A 25,149-nucleotide genomic window follows, 5' to 3' on the forward strand; every position below is an offset into this window, starting at 1 on the left:
GGATGGCGTTAACGTCATCCGGGACAACCCGCGCGGTAGGCCGGATAAGCGCAAGCGCCATCCGGCACATTACAAAACGTCAGGCCGGCTCTACCGGTAAATCATTACGCGCACCCCATTCGCTCCATGCGCCGTCATACAACGCGACATTGGGCACATCCAGCGTGGCGAGCGCCAGCACCACGACCGCTGCGGTGACACCTGAACCGCAGCTGGCGATAATCGGTCTGTCAAAACTGACGCCGTGACTGAAGAAAATGACGTCCAGTTCATCGGTCGTTTTTAACTCCCCTTCACGCACCAGCTCCGTCCAGGGCACGTTCAACGCGCCGGGGATATGGCCACGCTTCAGACCCGGACGCGGTTCATCGGCTTCGGCATTAAACCGTGGCGCCGGGCGGGCATCAACGATTTGCGCGGTTCTTTCATGGCTCGCCAGGAGTACATCGGTCAGACGCACAACCTTCTCCGCCGTGAATTTAACGTCAAATTCCCCTTCCGGGAGTTCCACTTCGCCTTCCTGAAGCGGCAGCTCATCGCGCTGCCAGCCTGCCAGACCACCGGCAAGAATTGAGACGTTTTCTACGCCAAACGTTCGCAGCATCCACCACGCGCGCGGGGCGGAAAACAGGTTGCCTTCATCGTAGACCACCAGATGTCTGTCCTGGTGTACGCCCAGTTCACGCATCGCCACGGCGAAGGCTTCCGGGCGCGGCATCATATGCGGCAGCGGCGAGGTGTGATCGGAGAGCGCTTCAATATCGAAAAAGAGTGCTCCGGGGATGTGGCCTGAACGATATTCACCCGCAACATCCCTGTCTTCCTGTCCGGGAGGCGCCATGCGGGCGTCGATAATTTGAATTTGCGGATCGTCGATATGCTCTGCCAGCCAGTCGGCGGCGACAAACCAGGAGGTGGACATAGGCGTCTCCATCTTTTGCCATAATAATGCCAAATTGTCGGACGTTTACCGCAAAGGGACAAGTAAAAGAGGCTGATTTGGCTGGTGAAACCACATTTCTGATGAAAAAATCAGAACTTATATAACGAATACTGGCTTTCACAACGGGAAATCTCACGCATAATAGTTACTCTACGTTGCTAACGGGCCACTGTGGCCAGGGATGAAAGAATGAAACACATACGCGTAGCCGCTTGCATGCTTATGCTGGCGTTGGCGGGGTGCGATAACAACGATAACGCGCCAACGGTGGTGAAAAACGATGAGACGCCCGCCGCGCAATCCGCTCCGACGAAAGATCCGGCACAACTGCAAAAGCTGGCGCAACAGAGCGAAGGTAAAGAACTGACGCTGCTGGACGCCTCCGAAGTCCAGTTGGACGGCGCGGCGACGCTGGTGCTGACGTTCTCCATTCCGTTAGATCCTGAACAAGATTTTGCCCGCACCGTACATGTGGTCGATAAAAAAAGCGGCAAGGTTGATGGCGCCTGGGAGCTGTCGCCGAATCTGAAAGAGCTGCGCTTGCGCCACCTGGAACCCAACCGCGATCTGGTGGTGTCCGTTGAACGTGATTTAACGGCGCTGAATAAAGCCGCTTTTGGCCGCGCGTATGAAAAAACCATTACCACGCGAGACGTTCAGCCGAGCGTCGGCTTTGCCAGCCGTGGCTCGCTGCTGCCGGGAAAAGTGGTGGAAGGTTTGCCGGTCATGGCGCTGAACGTGAACGAGGTGGATGTAAACTTCTTTCGCGTGAAGCCTGAGTCGCTGGCGGCATTCGTCAGCCAGTGGGAATACCGCAATGCTCTTTCGAACTGGGAATCTGACAACCTGCTCAAAATGGCGGATCTGGTCTATACCGGGCGTTTTGATCTCAATCCTGCGCGTAATACGCGTGAAAAACGCCTGCTGCCGCTGAGTGACATTAAGCCTCTGCAACAGGCGGGCGTGTACATTGCGGTAATGAATCAGGCCGGACATTACAACTACAGTAATCCTGCCACGCTCTTTACCCTCAGCGACATTGGCGTTTCCGCCCACCGTTATCACAATCGCCTTGATATCTTTACGCAGAGTCTGGAAAACGGCGCGGCGCAGCAGGCGGTTGAGGTTGCTCTGCTTGATGAGAAAGGTCAGACGCTGGCGCAAGCCGCCAGCGATGCGCAGGGGCATGTACAACTGGAAAATAGTCAGCAGGCGGCGCTGTTGCTGGCGCGAAAAGACGGACAAACCACGCTGCTGGATCTGAAACTGCCCGCGCTGGATCTGGCGGAGTTCGCGATTGCGGGCGCGCCGGGCTACAGCAAGCAGTTCTTTATGTTCGGCCCGCGCGATCTGTATCGTCCTGGGGAAACGGTGATCCTCAACGGACTGCTGCGCGACAGCGACGGTAAAACCTTGCCCGATCAGCCCGTCAAACTGGAAGTGGTAAAGCCGGACGGTCAGGTACTGCGCACCGTTGTCAGCCAGCCTGAAAACGGGTTATACCGCTTTACGTATCCGCTGGATAGCGGTGCGCCAACCGGCATGTGGCACATCCGCGCGAACACGGGCGATAACCAGCCCCGGATGTGGGATTTCCATGTCGAAGATTTTATGCCGGAGCGAATGGCGCTTAATCTCAGCGCGCAGAAAACGCCGTTAGCCCCGTCGGAAGAGGTGACGTTCTCCGTTGTTGGTTACTACCTGTACGGAGCGCCTGCCAATGGCAACACGTTACAGGGGCAACTCTTCCTGCGCCCGCAGCGTGAAGCGGTACAGGCGCTGCCGGGCTTCCAGTTTGGCGATATTGCGGAAGAAAACCTTTCCCGCAGCCTGGACGAAGTCCAGCTTACGCTGGATGAAAATGGCCGTGGCGACGTCTCCGCCAACAGCCAGTGGCAGGAAGCGCATTCGCCGTTACAGGTGATCCTACAGGCAAGCCTGCTGGAATCAGGCGGTCGCCCGGTCACTCGCCGTGCGGAACAGGCTATCTGGCCTGCCGATACCTTGCCAGGTATTCGTCCGCAATTCGCTTCTAAAGCGGTGTATGACTATCGTACTGACGCCACGGTTAACCAACCCATCGTGGATGAGGGCGGTAACGCCGCCTTTGATATTGTCTACGCCGATGCGCAAGGCAATAAAAAAGCCGCTTCGGGTTTGCAGGTTCGTTTGATCCGTGAACGGCGCGATTACTACTGGAACTGGTCGGAAAGCGAAGGCTGGCAGTCGCAGTTTGATCAAAAAGATCTGGTTGAAGGGGAGCAGACGCTGGATCTCAGCGCCGATGAAACGGGCAAAGTGAGCTTCCCGGTTGACTGGGGATCGTATCGTCTCGAAGTGAAAGCCCCGAATGATGCGATCAGCAGCGTGCGCTTCTGGGCAGGTTACAGCTGGCAGGATAACAGCGACGGCAGCGGCGCGGCGCGCCCGGATCGCGTCACCCTGAAGCTGGATAAACCCACCTATCGTCCTGGGGACACCATCAAACTGCATGTCGCCGCGCCGGTGGCGGGTAAAGGCTACGCGATGGTGGAATCAAGCGACGGCCCGCTCTGGTGGCAGGAAATAGATGTACCTGCCGAGGGCCTCGACCTGTCGATTCCCGTCGATAAAGCCTGGAATCGACACGATCTCTACCTGAGCGCGCTGGTTGTGCGTCCGGGCGATAAGTCGCGTTCAGCGACGCCGAAACGCGCGGTTGGGCTGCTGCACCTGCCGTTGGGGGATGAAAATCGTCGTCTGGATCTGACGCTGGAAAGCCCGGCTAAAATACGTCCAAACCAGCCGCTGACGGTGAACGTCAAAGCCAGTGCTAAACATGGCGAAACGCCAAAACAGATCAACGTACTGCTCTCTGCGGTGGACAGCGGAGTGTTGAATATCACCGATTACGTTACGCCAGATCCGTGGCTGGCATTCTTCGGGCAAAAACGCTATGGCGCGGATATTTATGATATCTACGGTCAGGTGATTGAAGGGCAGGGACGTCTGGCGACGCTGCGTTTTGGCGGCGACGGCGATGAACTCAAACGCGGCGGCAAACCGCCGGTCAACCATGTCAACATCGTGGCGCAGCAGGCGTTGCCGGTTACGCTCAATGAGCAGGGCGAAGGTTCCGTTACGTTGCCGATTGGTGATTTTAACGGTGAGTTACGCGTTATGGCCCAGGCATGGACGGCAGAGGACTTCGGCAGCAGTGAAAGCAAGGTGATTGTTGCCGCTCCGGTGATTGCGGAGCTGAATCAGCCGCGCTTTATGGCGGGCGGCGATACTTCGCGCCTGACGCTGGATGTCACTAACCTGACAGACAAACCGCAGACATTGACGATTGAACTCGCCGCCAGTGGGTTACTGGAACTGGTGAGTCAGCAACCTGCTCCGGTAAACCTGGCGCCGGGCGTGCGTACGACCTTGTTTATCCCGGTACGCGCAAAAGAAGGGTTTGGCGAGGGAGAATTGCAGGCCACGCTGACCGGCCTGAACCTGCCTGGCGAGACGCTTCCCGCTCAACATAAGCAGTGGAAAATTGGCGTCCGTCCGGCCTGGCCTGCGCAGACGGTAAATAGCGGAACGGTGCTTCAGGCGGGGGAAACCTGGCATGCGCCCGCCCAAAATCTGGAGAACTTCTCGCCGGTAACGTTGCAGGGGCAGTTGCTGCTTAGCGGCAAACCGCCGCTGAACCTGGCGCGCTATATTCGGGAGCTGAAGGCTTATCCGTATGGTTGTCTGGAGCAAACCGCCAGCGGCCTGTTCCCGTCGCTCTATACCAACGCGGCGCAACTGAAGGCGTTGGGGATCGCGGGTGATACCGATGAAAAACGCCGTGCGGCAGTCGACACGGGGATCTCCCGGATGCTGCAAATGCAGCGTGATAACGGCGGTTTTGCCCTGTGGGATAACAACGGGCCGGAAGAATACTGGCTTACCGCATACGCGATGGATTTCCTCGTGCGCGCTGGCGAGCAAGGGTACAGCGTTCCGGCCGATGCGATTAACCGGGGAAATGAACGCCTGCTGCGCTATTTGCAAGACCCGGGCATGATGTCGGTTCGCTATAGCGACGATACCCAGGCCAGCAAATTTGCCGTTCAGGCGTATGCGGGACTGGTGCTGGCGCGTCAGCAAAAAGCGCCGCTTGGCGCGCTGCGTGAAATCTGGGAACGCCGGGGTCAGGCTGCGTCGGGCTTGCCGCTTCTGCAACTGGGCATTGCGCTGAAAAATATGGGCGATGCCGGCCGCAGTGAACAGGCGCTGACGCTGGCGCTGAACACGCCGCGCCGTGACGCGCAGCAATGGATGGCGGATTACGGTAGCCCGTTGCGTGATAACGCGCTCATGCTGTCGCTGCTGGAGGAAAATAAACTGCAACCCGAGGCGCAAAATACGCTGCTGACGACGCTTTCTGAACAGGCATTTGGTCAGCGCTGGCTTTCGACGCAGGAGAGTAATGCGCTGTTCCTTGCTGCGCGCACGCTACAGGATCTGCCGGGGACATGGCAGGCGCAGACTTCGCTCGCTGACCAGCCGTTGACGGGCGATAAAGCGCAAACGCGTAATCTGGATGTCGATCGGCTTTCCGCGTTGCAGGTGACCAACAGCGGCGACCAACCGCTGTGGCTGCGTCTGGACAGCAGCGGATACCCGCAAACGGCGCCCGTACCTGCCAGCAATGTGTTGCACATCGAGCGCCAGATTCTGGGAACCGATGGTCAGAGTAAATCGCTCAGTTCCCTGCGCAGCGGTGAACTGGTGCTGGTCTGGCTCGAAGTGAAAGCGAGTCAAAACGTGCCAGACGCGCTGGTGGTCGACCTGCTGCCTGCCGGTCTGGAGCTGGAAAACCAGAACCTGGCAAACAGCAGCGCCAGCCTGCAAGACAGCGGCAGTGAAGTGCAAAACCTGTTAAATCAGATGCAGCAGGCGGATATTCAGCATATGGAATTCCGTGACGATCGCTTTGTCGCGGCGGTGGCGGTTAACCAGGGGCAGCCGGTGACGCTGGTATATCTGGCGCGCGCGGTGACGCCGGGAACCTATCAGGTTCCTGTCCCGCAGGTGGAGTCAATGTATGTTCCACAGTGGCGGGCGACGGGATCAACCGAGGGGCTTTTGATTGTCACGCCATAAATGATCGTCCTGCGCAGTCTACGCGGTGGCTGGCGCTGGCTGGCCATCGCTCCATTTCTGATGATTCTGACAGTCTGGGCGGCGGACAAAATCTGGCCGCTGCCGCTGCATGAGGTCAATCCGGCACGGGTGGTGGTGGCGCATGACGGCACACCGCTGTGGCGCTTTGCCGATGCGGAGGGGATCTGGCGCTATCCCGTGACGATTGAAGACGTTTCTCCCCGCTATCTTGACGCGTTAATCAATTACGAGGACCGCTGGTTCTGGCAGCATCCGGGCGTGAATCCGTTTTCGGTACTGCGTGCCGCCTGGCAGGATCTGTCGTCAGGACGCGTGATTTCCGGCGGCAGTACGTTGACCATGCAGGTGGCGCGACTGCTGGATCCGCATCCGCGAACCTTTGGTGGTAAATTTCGCCAGCTCTGGCGCGCGCTCCAGCTGGAGTGGCACCTGTCCAAGCGCGATATTCTGACGCTGTATCTGAACCGTGCGCCGTTTGGCGGAACGTTGCAGGGCATCGGCGCCGCCAGTTGGGCTTATCTGGGTAAACCACCGACGCAACTGAGCTATTCGGAAGCGGCGTTGCTGGCGGTTTTACCGCAGGCGCCGAGCCGCTTGCGTCCCGATCGCTGGCCGGATCGCGCGCAAGCGGCGCGCAATAAAGTGCTGGAGCGGATGGCGGCGCAGGGCGTATGGTCGGCCCGGAATGTTCAGGAGGCCCGCGAAGAACCCGTCTGGCTGGCGCCCCGACAAATGCCGCAACTGGCGCCACTGTTCTCACGCATGATGCTGGGCAAAAGCAACAGTGACAAAATCGTCACCACGCTGGATGCCGGGTTGCAGCGTCAGCTTGAAGAGCTGGCGCAAAACTGGAAGGGACGGCTTCCGGCGCGCAGTTCGCTGGCGATGATCGTTGTCGATCATACCGATATGAGCGTGCGTGGTTGGGTTGGATCGGTGGATATGAATGATGACAGTCGTTTTGGTCATGTGGATATGGTCACTGCGATCCGATCGCCGGGATCGGTGCTTAAACCCTTTGTCTATGGGCTGGCGCTGGATGACGGGTTGATCCATCCCGCCTCGCTGTTACAGGATGTGCCGCGCCGTACCGGCGATTATCGTCCGGGAAACTTTGACAGCGGGTTTCATGGCCCCGTCAGCATGAGCGAAGCGCTGGTGCGTTCGTTAAATTTGCCTGCGGTACAGGTGCTGGAAGCATATGGCCCAAAACGTTTTGCGGCAAAACTGCGTAACGTTGGCCTGCCGCTGTATCTGCCTGCGGGCGCGGCCCCTAATCTTTCCCTGATTCTGGGCGGCGCGGGCGCAAGGCTGGACGAGATGGTGGCGGCATACAGTGCGTTCGCCCGTCATGGCAAGGCGGCAACATTGCGCTTGCAGCCAGGGGATTCGTTGCAGGAGCGTCCGCTGATGTCGCCGGGTGCGGCGTGGATCATCCGGCGGGTGATGGCCGATGAAGCGCAGCCGTTACCGGATAGCGCCCTGACGCGCGTAGTGCCGCTCGCCTGGAAAACCGGCACCAGCTATGGCTATCGCGACGCGTGGGCGATAGGTGTTAGCTCCCGCTACGTGACTGGCATCTGGACGGGCAGGCCCGACGGCACACCCGTTGCCGGACAGTTTGGTTTTGCCAGCGCGGTGCCGCTGCTTAATCAGGTGAATAATATGCTGATGGCGCGCGCCGCGACGCAGCCTGAAGATCCGCGTCCGGCATCGGTGAGCCGGGGCGTTATCTGCTGGCCGGGCGGACAGGCGCTTTCGGCGGGAGACAATAACTGCCGCCGTCGACTGGCGACCTGGCTGCTGGAGAACAGCCAACCGCCGACGCTGCTGTTACCTGAACAGGAAGGGATTAGCGGCATTCGTTTTCCTGTCTGGCTGGATAATGACGGAAAACGCGTCGCCGCCGATTGTGCTCAGGCGCGGGAGCAGACGTTGATTGTCTGGCCGTTGCCGCTGGAGCCCTGGTTGCCCGCTGCTGAACGCCGCGCTGCGCGACTGCCGACGGCTTCGACGACCTGCCCGCCGCTGGGGCAGGATGCGCCTTTACCTCTACAGTTAACGGGCGTGCGTGATGGCGCGATAGTGAAACGGTTACCCGGCGCTTCCGGGGTGGATTTATCGATTCAGAGCAGTGGTGGCGCGGGGGCGCGCTGGTGGTTCCTCAATGGTGAGCCGTTGGGAGAACGCGAGCGGAATATTACGTTACATCTTGCCGAAAAAGGCGAGTATCAATTACTGGTTATGGATGCTGCTGGACAGATTTCTGCGCTGCGATTTACTCTGCAATAGAGCTGATAGCAACAGTTTGTTGCTAATACTCATCTTATTTTAAAAAAATGTTACCTTCATCCATAGGCAATAACCCGGATGCTCTTTATAATCCGCGCCAGGTCGTACAAGCATATATACAACAGCAGAACACATTACAGAGGTAATCATGGCGATTGAACGTACTTTTTCCATCATCAAACCAAATGCGGTGGCAAAAAACGTTATTGGCAACATCTTTGCGCGCTTTGAAGCAGCAGGGTTCAAAATTGTCGGTACGAAAATGCTGCACCTGACCGTTGAGCAGGCGCGCGGTTTCTATGCCGAGCACGATGGTAAGCCGTTCTTCGACGGTCTGGTCGAGTTCATGACCTCTGGCCCGATCGTGGTTTCCGTACTGGAAAGCGAAAATGCCGTGCAGCGTCACCGCGACCTGCTGGGCGCAACCAACCCGGCTAACGCGCTGGCGGGCACCCTGCGTGCCGACTACGCGGACAGCTTCACCGAAAACGGCACCCACGGTTCAGATTCTCTGGAATCCGCTCAGCGTGAAATCGCCTATTTCTTTGGTGAAGGCGAAGTGTGCCCGCGCACTCGTTAATAAATCAGTGATGTAGTATGTAGGCCTGATAAGACGCATCTGCGTCGCCATCAGGCAGTCGCGCAATGCCGGATGGCGCTGATGCTTATCCGGCCTACGACTTATCAGGTCTACGACGCTGCTCTGCCTTTACACATTATTTTCGCTAATGTCCCGCGCAGGCGTGGCATCCTTGCGATAGAATTTGTACAATGCAGCGCCCCAGGACGAGCACCGCTCACTGGGGCGCTTCTTTTTTCAACCCTCCAGGGGCCATAACGTGTAATAACGAGGCCGGAATAGAATATGTCTGAACAAATTGTCACGTCTGAAATCATCACCCCGGTTGTTCCTGATAAAAATGGAAAAATTAACCTGCTGGATCTGAACCGTCAGCAGATGCGGGAGTTTTTTAAAGAATTAGGTGAAAAACCCTTCCGTGCCGATCAGGTGATGAAGTGGATGTACCACTATTGCAGCGATAACTTTGATGAGATGACCGACATCAACAAAGTGTTACGTGGCAAACTGAAAGAGGTGGCGGAAATCCGCGCGCCAGAGGTGGTGGAAGAACAGCGTTCTTCAGATGGCACCATCAAATGGGCGATTGCCGTTGGCGATCAGCGCGTGGAAACGGTCTACATCCCGGAAGACGATCGCGCCACGCTGTGCGTCTCTTCACAGGTTGGTTGCGCGCTGGAGTGTAAATTCTGCTCGACTGCGCAGCAGGGCTTTAACCGTAACCTGCGCGTCTCTGAAATTATCGGCCAGGTGTGGCGTGCGGCGAAAATTGTCGGCGCGGCGAAAGTCACCGGGCAACGTCCGATCACCAACGTGGTGATGATGGGCATGGGTGAACCGCTGCTGAACCTGACCAACGTTGTACCGGCGATGGAAATCATGCTGGATGATTTCGGTTTCGGTCTGTCTAAACGCCGCGTCACGCTGTCGACGTCAGGCGTTGTTCCGGCTCTGGATAAACTGGGCGACATGATTGACGTTGCGCTGGCGATCTCTTTGCATGCGCCGAACGATGAAATTCGCGATGAAATTGTACCGATCAACAGAAAGTACAACATCGAAACGTTCCTCGACGCGGTTCGCCGTTATTTGCAGAAATCCAATGCGAATCAGGGACGCGTCACAATTGAATACGTCATGCTGGACCACATCAACGATGGAACGGAACATGCGCATCAGCTGGCGGAACTGCTGAAAGATACGCCGTGTAAGATTAACCTGATTCCGTGGAACCCGTTCCCGGGCGCGCCGTATGGCCGGAGTTCCAACAGCCGCATCGATCGTTTTTCTAAAGTGTTGATGAGCTATGGTTTCACGACCATTGTGCGTAAAACACGCGGCGATGATATCGATGCCGCTTGTGGTCAGCTTGCCGGGGATGTGATTGACCGTACCAAACGTACTCTGCGTAAGCGTATGCAAGGTGAGGCTATCGACATTAAGGCGGTCTGATACGGCTTGCGCCATTGTGTGTTTTGTGTACAGTGGCGCAATGTTGGTTGAATGATGCCTCAAGTTGTACTTATCTGGTCAATATTAACGGTGCGTTTTTGTCAACTTTAGGGCAGTATGTAGCGGTGCAACAATAGTTTAGCCTTAAGGATTAAGCTGTTTTGTCATAAGTAGCCTGACAGTCTTATACTGTCCAACTAAGGTTAACTGACCAGATGTTTCGCGGTGCGGGTGGGCATTGTGTCTCACCGGCGCCTGAACCCTAATTTACGTACCAGCAGCTGTAGCGAATGAATACTGAAGCCACGCACGACCAAAATGAAGCACAATCCACCGGCGTTCGTCTGCGCAATGCCCGTGAACAACTCGGACTCAGCCAGCAGGCGGTTGCAGAGCGACTTTGCCTGAAGGTTTCCACGGTACGCGATATTGAAGAAGATAAGGCCCCGGCCGATCTCGCTTCAACGTTTTTGCGCGGGTATATCCGCTCTTATGCGCGTCTGGTGCACATCCCTGAAGAAGAACTGCTGCCCGGTCTGGAAAAACAGGTGCCGGTTCGTCCTTCCAAAGTCGCGCCAATGCAGAGCTTCTCTTTAGGTAAGCGTCGTAAAAAGCGCGATGGCTGGTTGATGACGTTCACCTGGCTGGTGCTGTTTGTGGTGGTTGGCCTGACGGGGGCCTGGTGGTGGCAAAACCATAAGGCGCAGCAGGAAGAACTCACCACGATGGTCGATCAATCCTCTGCTGAACTGAATGCCGGCGGCGATAGCGCCCAGAGCGTACCGCTGGACACCAGCGAAGCCGCAAGCCAGGATTCGACGCCAGCGCCAACTGCGCCTGTTGACTCTACGGCGACAAACGCCGTGCCGCAGACGCCGGATGCGTCCGCGACGACCACGGCGCCTGCCGCAGACGCTCAGCAGAATGCGGTCGTTGCGCCTTCTCAGGCGAATGTGGATACCGCAACCACGGCGCCTGCCGCGACGGGTGATGCGGCGTCATTGCCGACCGATCAGGCGGGCGTGGCTACGTCAGCGGTCGATCAGAACGCGCTGGTGATGAACTTTACCGCCGATTGCTGGCTGGAAGTCACCGATGCGACAGGGAAAAAACTGTTTAGCGGAATGCAGCGTAAAGATGGCAATTTAAACCTAACCGGTCAGGCGCCTTATAAGCTTAAAATTGGCGCCCCGGCTGCGGTACAGATCCAGTATCAAGGAAAACCTGTCGATCTGAGCCGTTTTATCAGAACTAACCAGGTTGCGCGTCTGACCCTTAATGCCGAACAATCACCGGCGCAGTAACAGACGGGCAACGCGGGAGATTTTTCATGCATAACCAGGCTCCAATTCAACGTAGAAAATCGAAACGTATTTACGTTGGGAATGTGCCGATTGGCGATGGTGCCCCCATCGCCGTACAGTCAATGACCAATACGCGCACGACGGATGTGGAAGCGACGGTCAATCAAATTAAAGCGCTGGAACGTGTTGGCGCGGATATCGTCCGCGTCTCCGTGCCGACAATGGATGCCGCAGAGGCGTTTAAGCTGATCAAGCAGCAGGTTAATGTCCCGCTGGTTGCTGATATCCACTTTGACTATCGCATTGCGCTGAAAGTGGCGGAATATGGCGTGGATTGCCTGCGAATCAACCCAGGCAACATCGGTAACGAAGAGCGTATTCGTACCGTTGTTGATTGCGCCCGCGATAAAAATATCCCTATCCGTATCGGCGTAAACGCCGGATCGCTGGAAAAAGATCTACAGGAAAAATACGGTGAGCCGACGCCGCAGGCGCTGCTGGAATCGGCGATGCGCCATGTGGATCATCTCGATCGCCTGAACTTCGATCAGTTTAAAGTCAGCGTGAAAGCCTCGGATGTTTTCCTCGCGGTAGAATCCTATCGTCTGTTGGCGAAACAGATCGAACAACCGTTGCATCTTGGGATCACCGAAGCGGGCGGCGCGCGCAGCGGCGCGGTGAAATCGGCGATTGGCCTCGGTTTACTGCTGTCGGAAGGCATTGGCGATACGCTGCGTGTCTCTCTGGCGGCCGATCCGGTAGAAGAAATTAAAGTGGGCTTCGATATTCTGAAATCGCTGCGCATTCGTGCGCGTGGGATCAACTTTATCGCTTGCCCAACCTGTTCCCGTCAGGAGTTCGACGTCATCGGCACGGTCAACGCGCTGGAACAACGCCTTGAAGACATCATCACGCCAATGGACGTTTCCATCATCGGCTGTGTGGTGAACGGGCCGGGCGAAGCGCTGGTTTCGACGCTGGGCGTAACGGGCGGCAACAAAAAAAGCGGCCTGTATGAAGACGGCGTGCGTAAAGACAGACTCGACAACGATGATATGATTACGCAGCTTGAAGCCCGTATCCGCGCGAAGGCCAGCATTATGGACGAAGCGCGTCGAATCGACGTGCAGCAGGTTGAAAAATAATAACGCGATGGGAAGCGGCGCGCTTCCCGTGTATGATTGAACCCGCATGGCTCCCGTATCGTTTGGGAAGCGCTGAGGGTTCATTTTTATATTCAGAAAGAGAATAAACGTGGCAAAAAACATTCAAGCCATTCGCGGCATGAACGATTATCTGCCTGGCGAAACCGCCATCTGGCAGCGCATTGAAGGCACACTCAAAAACGTGCTCGGCAGCTACGGTTACAGTGAAATCCGTTTGCCGATTGTAGAGCAGACCCCGTTATTCAAACGCGCTATCGGTGAAGTCACTGACGTGGTTGAAAAAGAGATGTACACCTTTGAGGATCGTAATGGCGACAGCCTGACGTTGCGTCCTGAAGGGACGGCGGGTTGCGTACGCGCCGGTATCGAACATGGTCTCCTGTACAATCAGGAACAGCGCTTGTGGTATATCGGGCCGATGTTCCGCCACGAGCGTCCGCAGAAAGGGCGTTATCGTCAGTTCCATCAGTTGGGTGTCGAAGCCTTCGGTCTGCAAGGGCCGGATATTGATGCGGAACTGATTCTGCTGACCGTGCGCTGGTGGCGTGCGTTGGGTATTGCTGAACATGTGAATCTGGAGCTGAACTCCATCGGTTCGCTTGACGCGCGCGCCAACTATCGTGATGCGCTGGTGGCATACCTTGAACAGCATAAAGAGAAGCTGGACGAAGACTGCAAACGCCGCATGTACACCAACCCGCTGCGCGTGCTGGATTCCAAGAACCCGGACGTTCAGGCGCTGCTCAACGATGCGCCTGCTCTGGGCGACTATCTGGATGACGACTCCCGCGAGCACTTTGCCGGTCTGTGCAAACTGCTGGAAGCGGCGGGTATCGCTTACACCGTCAACCAGCGTCTGGTTCGCGGTCTCGATTACTACAACCGCACCGTATTTGAATGGGTAACCAACAGTCTGGGTTCTCAGGGCACAGTGTGCGCCGGCGGTCGTTATGACGGTCTGGTGGAGCAACTTGGCGGTCGCGCAACCCCGGCGGTGGGCTTTGCGATGGGTCTGGAACGACTTGTTTTGTTAGTTCAGGCAGTTAATCTGGAATTTAATGCCGATCCTGTTGTCGATATATACCTGGTAGCCTCAGGCGCGGATACGCAGTCTGCGGCGATGACACTGGCGGAGCGCCTGCGTGATGAAAATCCGGGCGTGAAACTGATGACTAACCACGGCGGCGGCAACTTTAAGAAACAGTTTGCCCGTGCCGATAAATGGGGCGCCCACGTTGCACTGGTGCTGGGTGAGTCCGAAGTGGCTGACGGCACCGTTGTAGTGAAGGATTTGCGCTCTGGTGAGCAAACGGCAGTCGCACAGGATAGTGTGACCGCACATTTGCGCACGTTATTGGGTTAAGGAGAAGGACAGCGTGGAAATTTACGAGAACGAAAACGACCAGGTTGATGCGATCAAACGCTTCTTTGCTGAAAATGGCAAAGCGCTGGCTGTTGGGGTGATTTTAGGGGTTGGCGCACTGCTCGGTTGGCGCTACTGGACCAGTCATCAGACGGAGTCCGCACGCTCTGCTTCTCTGGCATATCAAAATGCGGTGACCGCGGTGAGCGCGGGCAAACCGGATAGCATCTCCGCTGCGGAGAAATTCGCCACGGAGAATAAAAATACCTACGGCGCGTTAGCTTCTATGGAACTGGCGCAGCAGTTTGTTGATCAAAATGAACTTGAGAAAGCCGCAGCCCAGCTACAGCAAGGACTGGCGGCCACCAGCGATGAGAACCTCAAAGCGGTGATTAATCTGCGTCTTGCCCGCGTTCAGGTGCAGCTCAAGCAGGCCGATACCGCGCTGAAAACGCTCGATACCGTAAAAGGTGAAGGATGGGCTGCGATTGTCGCCGATCTGCGTGGCGAAGCGTTGTTGAGCAAAGGCGATAAACAAGGCGCGCGCAGCGCATGGGAAGCAGGCGTGAAAAGCGATGCCAGCCCGGCGCTGAGTGAAATGATGCAGATGAAAATCAATAATTTGTCCATCTGAGAGGGACCCGATGCAATTGCGTAAATTACTTCTGCCAGGACTGCTTTCTGTTACGTTATTGAGCGGTTGTTCACTGTTTAGTGGCGAAGAAGATGTTGTCAAAATGTCCCCGTTGCCGACGGTGGAAAACCAGTTTACGCCGTCTACCGCATGGAGTACGTCTGTAGGTAGCGGTATCGGCGAGTTCTATTCCAACCTGCACCCGGCGTATGCCGATAACGTGGTCTACGCGGCTGACCGTAAAGGCACCGTAAAAGCGGTAAACGCGGATGACGGGAAAGAAGTCTGGTCCGTGAACCTGGCGGAGAAAGACGGCTGGTTCTCCAGAGCGCCTGCGTTGCTGTCTGGCGGCGTAACGGTCTCCGGCGGCCATGTCTATGTTGGCAGCGAAAAAGCGCAGGTTTATGCGTTGAACGCGGCTGACGGTACGACGGCATGGCAGACGAAAGTCGCCGGTGAAGCGTTATCTCGCCCGGTTGTCAGCGATGGCCTGGTGCTTATTCATACCAGCAACGGTCAGTTGCAGGCGCTGAATGAGGCGGACGGCGCGATCAAATGGACCGTGAACCTCGACATGCCGTCGCTTTCGCTGCGCGGTGAGTCCGCTCCGGCTACCGCGTATGGCGCCGCCATTGTGGGTGGTGATAACGGTCGCGTCAGCGCCGTGCTGATGCAGCAGGGCCAGATGATTTGGCAACAGCGTATTTCCCAGGCGACTGGTTCGACTGAAATCGACCGTCTGAGCGATGTCGATACCACGCCGGTTATCGTCAATGGCGTCGTTTACGCGCTGGCTTATAATGGTAACCTGACGGCGCTGGATCTGCGTAGTGGTCAGATTATGTGGAAACGTGAACTGGGCTCGGTGAATGATTTCATCGTTGACGGCGATCGTATCTACCTGGTGGATCAGAACGACCGTATTCTGGCATTGACCACCGACGGCGGCGTGACGCTGTGGACGCAAAGCGATCTGCTGCACCGCCTGCTGACATCGCCTGCGCTGTATAATGGCAATCTGGTGGTAGGCGATAGCGAAGGCTATATGCACTGGATTAACGTTGAGGACGGTCGTTTTGTGGCTCAGCAAAAAGTGGATAGCTCCGGCTTCCTGACCGAACCGGTCTCTGCCGATGGCAAACTGCTGATCCAGGCGAAAGACGGTACGCTGTATTCTATTACGCGTTAATCGTCACGGCTGCACGCTTTGAAAAACGGCTCCTGGTGCAGGGGCCGTTTTACTGTTTTTAACAACGGCGCAAAAATCGCGCGCGTTGTTTGATGATTTTTTAAATGAGGCTTTAAACATGGTACCTGTGGTCGCGCTTGTCGGGCGCCCTAACGTCGGAAAATCCACGTTATTTAACCGTCTAACTCGCACCCGAGATGCGCTGGTTGCGGATTTCCCGGGTCTGACTCGTGACCGTAAGTACGGTCGTGCGGAGATTGAAGGCCGTGAGTTTATCTGTATTGATACCGGCGGTATTGATGGCACCGAAGACGGTGTGGAAACCCGCATGGCGGAACAGTCGCTGCTGGCGATTGAAGAGGCTGATGTTGTGCTGTTCATGGTGGATGCGCGTGCTGGCCTGATGCCAGCGGATGAAGCGATCGCCAAACATCTGCGCTCCCGCGAAAAACCCACGTTCCTTGTGGCAAACAAAACTGACGGGCTCGATCCCGATCAGGCGGTTGTCGACTTCTATGCGCTGGGTTTAGGTGAAATTCACCCGATTGCAGCTTCTCACGGTCGTGGCGTGCTCAGCCTGCTGGAGCATGTTCTGCTGCCGTGGATGGACGACGTCGCCCCGCAGGAAGAGGTGGATGAAGACGCCGAATACTGGGCGAAACTGGCAGCGGAAGAGAACGGGGAAGAGGAGCTGGAAGATGACTTCAACCCTCAGGATCTGCCAATCAAACTGGCGATTGTCGGTCGTCCGAACGTAGGTAAGTCCACACTGACTAACCGTATTCTGGGTGAAGACCGCGTAGTGGTCTATGACATGCCGGGAACGACGCGCGACAGTATCTATATTCCGATGGAACGCGACGAGCGTGAATACGTGCTGATTGATACCGCGGGCGTACGTAAGCGTGGGAAAGTCACCGATGCGGTAGAAAAATTCTCCGTCATTAAAACGTTGCAGGCGATTGAAGATGCCAACGTGGTGATGCTGGTTATTGATGCGCGCGAAGGGATTTCCGATCAGGACCTGTCACTGCTGGGCTTTATCCTTAATAGTGGACGCTCACTTGTCATCGTCGTGAATAAATGGGACGGTCTGACCCAGGAAGTGAAAGAGCAGGTGAAAGAGACGCTGGACTTCCGTCTGGGCTTTATCGACTTTGCGCGCGTACATTTTATCTCTGCGCTGCATGGCAGCGGCGTGGGCAACCTGTTTGAGTCCGTACGTGAAGCGTATGACAGTTCAACCCGTCGCGTCAGCACCGCCATGCTGACCCGCATCATGACTATGGCGGTTGAAGATCACCAGCCGCCGCTGGTTCGCGGTCGCCGCGTGAAGCTGAAATATGCCCACGCCGGGGGATATAACCCGCCAATCGTGGTGATTCACGGCAACCAGGTGAAAGACCTGCCGGACTCTTACAAGCGCTATCTGATGAACTACTTCCGCAAATCGCTGGACGTGATGGGAACGCCTATCCGTATTCAGTTTAAAGAAGGGGAAAACCCGTATGCGAATAAGCGCAATACGCTGACCCCGACTCAGATGCGTAAGCGTAAACGTCTGATTAAGCACATTAAGAAAAGCAAATAATCGTCGCTGACGTTGATAAAACCCGCGCCTGTCGCGGGTTTTTTTGTTTTGTTCCAGCTGATGGTTTCCCTGTGTGATGTCAATGACTATTCGTTTTCTTCCAACTTTAAATCTAAGAAAGTAGACAATTGTCGAATTTTCATCTTAAAGTCCAGGGGTTGGTACTAGACAAAACTGGCTCCAGGTTATCAAATGGTTAAATAACCCTTCGCCGCATGTAAAAAAATCGGCCAGATACGTAACTGGTCGGCGTGCATTGCGGTGTTTATAAGCACAACGACATACCTTTTCGGGAGAATTATGCAATCCTCTGTTAATCAAAAAGAAAGCCGAACGTTCTTCGGTCATCCTTATCCGCTCGGTTCGCTGTTCTTCACCGAGATGTGGGAACGTTTCTCGTTTTACGGCATCCGTCCGTTACTGATCCTGTTTATGGCTGCGACCGTCTATGACGGGGGCATGGGACTGGCGCGTGAAAACGCCTCCGCGATTGTCGGTATCTTTGCCGGTACGATGTATCTCGCGGCGTTGCCGGGTGGCTGGCTGGCGGATAACTGGCTCGGCCAGCAGAAAGCGGTCTGGTACGGCTCGATTCTGATTGCGCTCGGCCACCTGTCGATTGCGCTCTCTGCCGTGATGGGCGACAACCTGTTCTTTATCGGCCTGATGTTTATCGTGCTCGGTTCTGGCCTGTTCAAGACCTGCATCTCGGTCATGGTAGGGACGCTGTATAAAAAAGGCGATGCGCGTCGTGACGGCGGTTTCTCGCTGTTCTATATGGGCATCAATATGGGGTCGTTCATTGCGCCGCTGATCTCCGGCTGGCTGATTAAAAGCCACGGCTGGCACTGGGGCTTTGGTATCGGCGGCATCGGGATGCTGGTGGCGTTGATCATCTTCCGCGTGTTTGCCGTTCCGGCAATGAAACGCTACGACAGCGAAGTGGGGCTGGACTCCACCTGGAACAGCCCGGTAGTGAAGAGAAACGGCGTGGGCGCATGGCTGCTGGCGCTGGCAGTAGGCGTGGTGGTTATCGTTGCGCTGATCGCTCAGGGCGTGATTGTGATTAACCCGGTCGCGGTAGCCAGCATGCTGGTGTACGTGATTGCGGCGTCTGTTGCGCTCTACTTTATCTACCTGTTTGTTTTTGCGGGCCTGAACCGTAAAGAGCGCGCACGACTGCTGGTATGCTTTATCCTGCTGGTTTCAGCCGCATTCTTCTGGTCTGCGTTTGAGCAAAAGCCGACCTCATTCAACCTGTTCGCCAACGACTACACTAACCGCATGATCGGCGATTTTGAGATTCCGGCCGTATGGTTCCAGTCGATCAACGCTCTGTTTATCATCCTGCTGGCGCCGGTGTTCAGCTGGGCATGGCCAAAGCTGGCGAGCATGAACATTCGCCCGAGCAGCATCACCAAGTTTGTTATCGGTATTCTGTGTGCGGCGGCGGGCTTTGGCCTGATGATGCTGGCGGCGCAGAACGTGCTGAATAACGGCGGGGCGGGCGTATCGCCGTTCTGGCTGGTAGGCAGCATTCTGATGCTGACGCTGGGCGAGCTGTGCCTGAGCCCGATTGGTCTGGCGACCATGACGCTGCTGGCACCGGAAAGAATGCGCGGTCAGATGATGGGGCTGTGGTTCTGTGCGAGCGCGCTGGGTAACCTGGCTGCGGGCCTGATTGGCGGCCATGTGAAGGCCGATCAGCTCGATATGCTGCCGGACCTCTTCGCGCGTTGCTCCGTCGCCCTGCTGATTTGCGCTGCGGTGCTGATCGTGCTTATTGTTCCGGTTCGTCGTATGCTGGAAAATACACAGACTAAAAATGAGCAGAAGCCGGTCACTAACGCCTGATACAACATCCGACTGGCCGGGGCGTGAGTGACGCCCCGGCAGTTCAACGAACGAGACGGGAACAGGCGTTCAGGGATTTATTGGTCATGAGCTTTGATGCTCAGCCCGCAACATATCAAAGGAGTTACCGTGTCGATTACCTGCCCGGATTGCCATACAGAGCTGGAACCGCAAAACGGTGCGGCGCATTGCGACAGCTGCAATAAAGATATTGAACTTGAAGCGCGCTGCCCGGAGTGCCATAAGCCGCTCCAGGTGTTAAAAGCCTGCGGCGCGGTGGATTATTTCTGCCAGAATGGTCATGGGCTGATCTCTAAAAAGCGCGTGGAGTTTGTGCCGCTTTAATCTGTCTTTTTCCTGCGCGTTTTCTTCGCGGTCGTCACGCCTTTCACTTCGCTTTCCACCCAGCCGTCTGACAGCCGGGTGGTGAGCACATCACCGGCTTTCACCTGTCTGGTTTGCTTCAGCACCTTGCCGCCCGTCGCTGTGGTTACGCTATAACCACGCGCCAGCGTGGAGAGCGGGCTGACGGCTTCAAGATGCGTTACCGCATTGCCAAAGCGTTCGCGTGTAGCGCTCAGACGTGCGCGCACGTTCTCGGCCAGACGATACTCCAGCTGCTGAATACGCGTTTGCGCGCGATAAATTCGCGGCTGCGGGTTTTGCTGGTTTAAACGCTGGAGGACACGTTGCTGGCGCGAAGCTGCGCGTTTGAGTTGATTATCCAGCGCGAAGTTCATCCGCTGGCGCAATCTTTCCAGCATCGTCTGCTGGCGCGCCAGGCGCAGTTGCGGGTGTTGCTGCTGTAACCGGTGGAAAAGCTGCGTAAAACGGCGGTTGCGGTTTGCCAGATAGTAATCCATCGCCATCCCGAGGCGTTGTTGCGCGGACTGAATCTGGCGCAGCAACTCCTGCTGATTACGGCTGACTATCTCGGCGGCTGCGGAAGGCGTCGGCGCACGCAGGTCGGCAACAAAATCGGCGATGGTGACGTCGGTTTCATGGCCGACGGCGCTAACGACCGGAATGCGGCTGGCGAAAATCGCCCGCGCGACGCGTTCATCGTTAAAGCTCCACAGATCTTCCAGTGAACCGCCGCCGCGCCCGACGATCAGCACGTCGCATTCATTTCGGGCGTTAGCCCGTTCAATGGCGCGAACAATCTGGCCCGGCGCGTCATCACCCTGAACAGCGGTCGGGTAGATGATAACCGGCAGGGAGGGATCGCGGCGTTTCAGGACATGAAGAATGTCATGTAAAGCGGCACCGGTTTTTGAGGTGATCACCCCGACGCAGTGAGCGGGCGAGGGGAGCGGTTGTTTATACTGCTGATCGAACAGCCCTTCAGCCTGCAATTTTGCTTTCAGTAATTCATACTTCTGCTGGAGCAGGCCTTCACCCGCAGGCTGCATGCTTTCAACGATGATCTGATAGTCGCCGCGTGGCTCATACAGGGTGATATTGGCGCGAACCAGCACCTGTTGCCCGTGCTGCGGGCGAAAAGTGACGCGGCGGTTGCTGTTACGGAACATCGCGCAGCGTACCTGGGCGGTGTCATCCTTTAGCGTAAAGTACCAGTGACCGGAGGCGGGCTGCGTGAAATTAGAGATTTCACCGCTGATCCATACTTGCCCCATTTCCTGCTCAAGCAGCAGACGAACCGTCTGATTAAGGCGGCTTACGGTAAAGATTGAGGAGGTCTGAGAGGATAACATGTGAGCGGGATCAAATTCTAAATCAGCAAGTTATTCAGTCGATAGTAACCCGCCCACAGGGGATCGCAAGCATTATTTGCAAAAAAGTGTGGATGCAATCGGTTTCGCTCTGTATAATGCCACGGCAATATTTATCCACCCCCAGGTTAGAGATATTGCCCATGCTACGTATTGCTAAAGAAGCTCTGACGTTTGACGACGTCCTCCTCGTTCCCGCTCACTCCACCGTTCTGCCGAATACTGCCGACCTCAGCACGCAGTTGACGAAAACCATTCGTCTGAACATCCCTATGCTCTCCGCAGCAATGGATACCGTGACGGAAGCGCGCCTTGCAATTGCCCTGGCACAGGAAGGCGGCATCGGTTTTATCCACAAAAACATGTCTATCGAGCGTCAGGCGGAAGAAGTTCGCCGCGTGAAGAAACATGAATCCGGCGTGGTCACCGACCCGCAAACCGTTCTGCCAACCACCACGCTGCGTGAAGTGAAAGAATTGACTGAACGTAACGGTTTTGCTGGCTATCCAGTTGTTACCGAAGATAACGAGCTGGTCGGTATCATTACCGGTCGTGACGTGCGTTTTGTCACCGACCTGAGCCAGCCTGTCAGCGTGTATATGACGCCGAAAGAGCGCCTGGTCACGGTGCGCGAAGGTGAAGCGCGTGAAGTGGTTTTTGCCAAAATGCACGAAAAACGCGTTGAGAAAGCGCTGGTTGTGGATGACAGCTTCCATCTGATCGGCATGATCACCGTAAAAGATTTCCAGAAAGCGGAACGTAAACCGAACGCCTGTAAAGATGAGCAGGGTCGTCTGCGCGTTGGCGCGGCAGTCGGCGCGGGCGCGGGCAACGAAGAGCGCGTTGACGCACTGGTTGCCGCTGGCGTTGATGTACTGCTGATCGACTCCTCTCACGGCCACTCCGAAGGCGTTCTGCAACGCATTCGTGAAACCCGTGCCAAATACCCGGATCTGCAAATCATCGGCGGCAACGTAGCAACCGGCGCAGGCGCGCGCGCGCTGGCAGACGCTGGCGTCAGCGCGGTGAAAGTGGGTATCGGTCCTGGCTCTATCTGTACGACCCGTATCGTCACTGGCGTAGGCGTTCCGCAGATTACCGCGGTTTCTGACGCGGTTGAAGCGCTGGAAGGCCTGGGCATTCCGGTTATCGCCGATGGTGGTATTCGTTTCTCCGGCGATATCGCCAAAGCGATCGCCGCAGGCGCAAGCGCGGTAATGGTCGGTTCCATGCTGGCGGGTACTGAAGAATCCCCGGGCGAAATCGAACTGTACCAGGGCCGTTCTTACAAATCCTACCGTGGTATGGGTTCTCTGGGCGCGATGTCCAAAGGCTCCTCTGACCGTTACTTCCAGAGCGATAACGCGGCAGATAAACTGGTGCCGGAAGGTATCGAAGGCCGCGTAGCGTATAAAGGCCGCCTGAAAGAGATCATTCACCAGCAGATGGGCGGCCTGCGCTCCTGTATGGGTCTGACTGGCTGTGGTACTATCGACGCGCTGCGTACCAAAGCGGAGTTTGTACGCATCAGCGGTGCGGGTATTCAGGAAAGCCACGTTCATGACGTGACCATCACCAAAGAGTCCCCGAATTACCGTCTGGGCTCCTGATTTTCTTCGCCCGACCTCGTGTCGGGCGATTTATTTAATCTGTTTCACTTGCCTCGGAATTAGCGTCAATGACGGAAAATATTCATAAACATCGCATTCTCATCCTGGATTTTGGTTCTCAGTACACTCAGCTGGTTGCGCGTCGCGTGCGTGAACTCGGCGTTTACTGCGAACTGTGGGCGTGGGATGTTACGGAAGCACAAATTCGCGAATTCAACCCAAGCGGTATTATTCTTTCCGGCGGCCCGGAAAGCACCACTGAAGAAAATAGCCCGCGCGCGCCGGAGTATGTGTTTGAAGCTGGCGTGCCGGTATTCGGCGTGTGCTACGGTATGCAGACGATGGCGATGCAACTGGGCGGCCATGTTGAAGCATCCAATGAACGTGAATTCGGTTACGCGCAGGTGGAAGTGAGAACCGACAGCGCGCTGATTCGCGGCATTGAAGACTCCCTGACCGCAGACGGCAAGCCGCTGCTGGACGTGTGGATGAGCCACGGCGATAAAGTTACCGCTATCCCGTCTGACTTTGTCACCGTTGCCAGCACCGAAACCTGCCCGTTCGCTATTATGGCTAACGAGGAAAAACGTTTTTACGGCGTGCAGTTCCACCCGGAAGTCACGCATACCCGCCAGGGTATGCGCATGCTGGAACGCTTTGTGCGTGATATCTGCCAGTGTGAAGCGCTGTGGACTCCGGCGAAGATCATCGACGATGCGGTAAATCGCATCCGTGAACAGGTTGGCGACGACAAAGTGATCCTCGGCCTGTCTGGCGGCGTTGACTCTTCCGTTACCGCGATGCTGCTGCACCGTGCCATCGGTAAAAACCTGACCTGTGTATTCGTTGATAACGGCCTGCTGCGTCTGAACGAAGCCGAGCAGGTAATGGACATGTTCGGCGATCATTTTGGTCTCAACATTGTCCACGTTCCGGCGGAAGAACGTTTCCTGACCGCGCTGAAAGGCGAAAACGATCCAGAAGCGAAACGTAAGATCATCGGTCGCGTATTCGTTGAAGTCTTCGACGAAGAAGCGTTCAGACTGGAAGACGTGAAATGGCTGGCGCAGGGCACTATCTATCCTGACGTTATCGAGTCCGCCGCTTCTGCCACCGGTAAAGCGCACGTCATCAAATCTCACCACAATGTGGGCGGCTTGCCGAAAGAGATGAAGATGGGTCTGGTTGAGCCGCTGAAAGAGCTGTTCAAAGACGAAGTGCGCAAGATTGGTCTGGAACTGGGCCTGCCGTACGACATGCTGTACCGTCACCCGTTCCCGGGGCCGGGTCTTGGCGTTCGCGTACTGGGCGAAGTGAAGAAAGAGTACTGCGACCTGCTGCGTCGTGCGGATGCTATCTTCATCGAAGAGTTGCACAAAGCGGATTTGTACAACAAAGTGAGCCAGGCGTTCACCGTGTTCCTGCCGGTTCGTTCCGTTGGCGTAATGGGCGATGGCCGTAAATACGACTGGGTTGTCTCCCTGCGTGCGGTAGAAACCATCGACTTTATGACCGCGCACTGGGCGCACCTGCCGTATGATTTCCTCGGCCGCGTCTCTAACCGCATCATCAACGAAGTCAACGGCATCTCCCGCGTGGTGTATGACATCAGCGGTAAGCCGCCAGCAACGATTGAGTGGGAATAACCTCCCGCTTCATGACCACTGCGTTGTAATGAATAAAGACCCTCTGCCTGTGCAGGGGGTTTTTCTTTACCAGACTGAGGCACAGCGCTACCTGTCCGGCGAATGCATATGCAATCCAGAAAACAGTATGTTTATGTGAGCAGGAAAAGTTTAGCGTTGAGCAGGCGTCTCGACTGAGAGAGTGGACTGTTGAGCTTCTTTTTTATCCTGATGATGATGCCAGGCACCGATAGAAGAGTAGACGAAGCGTCCGAAGAAGAAGAGAAAACTGATAAACAGTACGATACGGGTCATTCGACTGTTAAATCGATGTCGTTTTCGCATACTGGTTGCCTGACTCACAAAAGGTTCCTTAGGGTATGCCCAGCATAGTGGGCGATGGGTACATTAAGGCACATTGTAAAGGAATGGTCAATTGTCGATTATGTAAAAATACGTCAGTTGATTTATCTCTTATTGTTATGGAAGATAATTTTAGTATTTACATTAATAATAAATTAATGATAACGAAGCAGAAAAAACGTAATTATTAGTTAATGAGAAGGAAATTGATTGATATATATCAAATGTTGCTTCCCGTTGATAACTAGAATCAAGACACATATTGTGACGTTGTTTTTATTATTATTTTAAAGTCAGGTGGGATG

Annotated in this window: 17 protein-coding genes and 1 pseudogene; 15 read left to right on the forward strand and 3 right to left on the reverse strand. The window is 55.8% G+C overall.

Annotated features, from left to right (window positions below):
- Positions 1-79 precede the first annotated feature (79 nt).
- Positions 80-922, reverse strand: coding sequence for a 3-mercaptopyruvate sulfurtransferase (gene sseA, locus OGV83_RS10305; RefSeq protein WP_024130118.1), 843 nt, complete (start codon positions 920-922; stop codon positions 80-82).
- Positions 923-1,132: 210 nt separating this feature from the next.
- Between sseA and OGV83_RS10310 the strand changes: the two genes are divergently transcribed.
- From OGV83_RS10310 to OGV83_RS10365, 12 genes are all read left to right on the forward strand, one after another.
- Positions 1,133-6,067, forward strand: a complete 4,935-nt coding sequence (locus OGV83_RS10310) for an alpha-2-macroglobulin family protein (protein ID WP_286463538.1) — start codon at positions 1,133-1,135, stop codon at positions 6,065-6,067.
- Positions 6,068-8,380, forward strand: a complete 2,313-nt coding sequence (pbpC, locus tag OGV83_RS10315; protein WP_286463539.1) for a peptidoglycan glycosyltransferase PbpC — start codon at positions 6,068-6,070, stop codon at positions 8,378-8,380.
- A 148-nt stretch (positions 8,381-8,528) separates the two neighbouring features.
- On the forward strand, positions 8,529-8,960 hold the full coding sequence (ndk, locus tag OGV83_RS10320) for a nucleoside-diphosphate kinase (RefSeq protein WP_012131261.1): 432 nt from the start codon (positions 8,529-8,531) through the stop codon (positions 8,958-8,960).
- A gap of 285 nt (positions 8,961-9,245) precedes the next feature.
- Positions 9,246-10,412: a dual-specificity RNA methyltransferase RlmN gene (gene rlmN / locus OGV83_RS10325; RefSeq protein WP_012131263.1), complete on the forward strand. Its 1,167-nt coding sequence runs from the start codon at positions 9,246-9,248 to the stop codon at positions 10,410-10,412.
- A gap of 290 nt (positions 10,413-10,702) precedes the next feature.
- Complete coding sequence (rodZ, locus tag OGV83_RS10330) at positions 10,703-11,716, forward strand: cytoskeleton protein RodZ (protein WP_286463541.1); 1,014 nt, start codon at positions 10,703-10,705, stop codon at positions 11,714-11,716.
- A 26-nt stretch (positions 11,717-11,742) separates the two neighbouring features.
- Positions 11,743-12,861 carry a flavodoxin-dependent (E)-4-hydroxy-3-methylbut-2-enyl-diphosphate synthase gene (gene ispG / locus OGV83_RS10335; RefSeq protein ID WP_012131265.1) on the forward strand — a complete coding sequence of 373 codons (1,119 nt, stop codon included), beginning with the start codon at positions 11,743-11,745 and terminating at the stop codon, positions 12,859-12,861.
- Between the two features lie 109 nt (positions 12,862-12,970).
- Complete coding sequence (gene hisS, locus OGV83_RS10340) at positions 12,971-14,245, forward strand: histidine--tRNA ligase (protein WP_286463543.1); 1,275 nt, start codon at positions 12,971-12,973, stop codon at positions 14,243-14,245.
- 13 nt (positions 14,246-14,258) lie between these two features.
- A complete protein-coding gene (locus OGV83_RS10345; RefSeq protein WP_012131267.1) occupies positions 14,259-14,879 on the forward strand; it encodes a YfgM family protein in 621 nt (206 codons plus the stop codon).
- A gap of 10 nt (positions 14,880-14,889) precedes the next feature.
- Positions 14,890-16,068 carry an outer membrane protein assembly factor BamB gene (gene bamB / locus OGV83_RS10350; protein ID WP_012131268.1) on the forward strand — a complete coding sequence of 393 codons (1,179 nt, stop codon included), beginning with the start codon at positions 14,890-14,892 and terminating at the stop codon, positions 16,066-16,068.
- Positions 16,069-16,186: 118 nt separating this feature from the next.
- Positions 16,187-17,659: a ribosome biogenesis GTPase Der gene (gene der, locus OGV83_RS10355; RefSeq protein ID WP_286463544.1), complete on the forward strand. Its 1,473-nt coding sequence runs from the start codon at positions 16,187-16,189 to the stop codon at positions 17,657-17,659.
- A gap of 300 nt (positions 17,660-17,959) precedes the next feature.
- Positions 17,960-19,513 (forward strand): peptide MFS transporter, encoded by a 1,554-nt coding sequence (locus OGV83_RS10360; protein WP_012131270.1) that lies wholly within the window; start codon positions 17,960-17,962, stop codon positions 19,511-19,513.
- A 129-nt stretch (positions 19,514-19,642) separates the two neighbouring features.
- Positions 19,643-19,858, forward strand: a complete 216-nt coding sequence (locus OGV83_RS10365; protein ID WP_058669111.1) for a zinc ribbon domain-containing protein — start codon at positions 19,643-19,645, stop codon at positions 19,856-19,858.
- Here OGV83_RS10365 and xseA read toward each other — a convergent pair.
- Positions 19,855-21,228 carry an exodeoxyribonuclease VII large subunit gene (gene xseA, locus OGV83_RS10370; protein WP_286463546.1) on the reverse strand — a complete coding sequence of 458 codons (1,374 nt, stop codon included), beginning with the start codon at positions 21,226-21,228 and terminating at the stop codon, positions 19,855-19,857. The two genes, OGV83_RS10365 and xseA, sit on opposite strands and share 4 nt — an antisense overlap.
- Positions 21,229-21,389: 161 nt before the next feature.
- Between xseA and guaB the strand changes: the two genes are divergently transcribed.
- Both guaB and guaA read left to right on the forward strand, forming a co-directional pair.
- Positions 21,390-22,856, forward strand: a complete 1,467-nt coding sequence (guaB, locus tag OGV83_RS10375) for an IMP dehydrogenase (protein ID WP_012131273.1) — start codon at positions 21,390-21,392, stop codon at positions 22,854-22,856.
- A 68-nt stretch (positions 22,857-22,924) separates the two neighbouring features.
- Positions 22,925-24,502 carry a glutamine-hydrolyzing GMP synthase gene (guaA, locus tag OGV83_RS10380; RefSeq protein WP_058667885.1) on the forward strand — a complete coding sequence of 526 codons (1,578 nt, stop codon included), beginning with the start codon at positions 22,925-22,927 and terminating at the stop codon, positions 24,500-24,502.
- Between the two features lie 150 nt (positions 24,503-24,652).
- On the opposite strand, the gene OGV83_RS10385 is transcribed toward guaA, so the two are convergent.
- The gene (locus tag OGV83_RS10385; RefSeq protein WP_012131276.1) at positions 24,653-24,844 is read right to left on the reverse strand and encodes a YfgG family protein; all 192 of its coding nucleotides are present in this window, start codon (positions 24,842-24,844) and stop codon (positions 24,653-24,655) included.
- Positions 24,845-24,963: 119 nt separating this feature from the next.
- Between OGV83_RS10385 and OGV83_RS21620 the strand changes: the two are divergent.
- Positions 24,964-25,032 (forward strand): annotated as a pseudogene (locus OGV83_RS21620) (hypothetical protein); the annotation flags it as partial.
- Between the last annotated feature and the right edge of the window lie 117 nt (positions 25,033-25,149).

The sequence above is a fragment of the Citrobacter sp. CK189 genome (genome assembly GCF_030333505.1).
GTDB classification, from domain to species: Bacteria; Pseudomonadota; Gammaproteobacteria; order Enterobacterales; family Enterobacteriaceae; genus Citrobacter_B; species Citrobacter_B koseri.